This is a genomic window from Hominimerdicola alba 8, assembly GCF_000178155.2.
Classification (GTDB): domain Bacteria; phylum Bacillota; class Clostridia; order Oscillospirales; family Ruminococcaceae; genus Hominimerdicola; species Hominimerdicola alba_C.
Map to the genome: position 1 here is coordinate 1 of NZ_ADKM02000005.1, position 864 is coordinate 864.

Here is an 864-nt window from a genome sequence, read left to right on the forward strand (position 1 = left end):
ATAGGCTATCGTGGTTACTACTTCTTTGGTATCAACGGTCAAGGTTTAACCTCCTTTGTCGCTTGTACATTCGATATGTTTATCAATGACCGTCATTATCTCATTAAGCCGACTTTCTCCGATACCTTTGACCTTGCTCAGATCGGCTCGTAAGCTGTCATAATCAATATCTGCGCTGATTGTAGTGAAATTCGTAGCAGAGCTTTCCAGAGAGCCTGTCACGGCTCTCGGAAAGGCTTGCAAGCACTTCCTTTGAAGTCTCTGCGATGATCTTGCTGTGGTCGGAGCTAAAGTATTCGTTCAGCTCACCGTCGCCGTGGGGAGTGAAAAGCCACGGCATCTTGTCGGTGTCAAAGGGCTTCCGCCAGCTCGGACGGCTTCAAAATCCTTGCTTGCCTGTGCAGGATCAGAACTGCACCCGTATGTGAATATGAGCCTGCCGTTGTCGGTCTTTTCGGGATTGGCGATATAGGCTAACGCTTTAACCTCAGTAGTTTTGATTGCAAAGAGTTTAGTAGTTGCCAAATCTTGTCCTGCCCCTCCTTGATATTCACGATGTCCTCGGCATAGATTTTGTTCGTGCTGTTCACTCTCACGGCTATCTGATTCACATTGTTGGAAATACTGCCGATGAGCTTGTAGATCTTGTCGAACTTCTCCTCATCGAAATGGACGATGTAGCCCTCAAGGATCATCGCTCTGATGAACTCGCTCCGTGACTTCAACCCGCTGTTGCGGAACTTTCGTTCAATGGCTTCGTACTCTGCTTCGGTCAGGCGTATCTGCATATACCGATTGTGGGGTTCATTCTCTGCTATTTTTATCCTCTCCTTTCATACGGGGTCTTAGGGGCAGTCGCCCTCT

2 protein-coding genes are annotated in these 864 nt (G+C 48.0%); both read right to left on the minus strand.

Annotation, left to right across the window (positions count from 1 at the left end):
* Window positions 1–163 precede the first annotated feature (163 nt).
* The gene (locus CUS_RS19665; RefSeq protein ID WP_002846746.1) at window positions 164–340 is read right to left on the minus strand and encodes a hypothetical protein; all 177 of its coding nucleotides are present in this window, start codon (window positions 338–340) and stop codon (window positions 164–166) included.
* A 133-nt stretch (window positions 341–473) separates the two neighbouring features.
* Entirely contained in the window at window positions 474–824 is a 351-nt protein-coding gene (locus CUS_RS00045) for a plasmid mobilization protein (RefSeq protein ID WP_347493914.1), read from the minus strand.
* Between the last annotated feature and the right edge of the window lie 40 nt (window positions 825–864).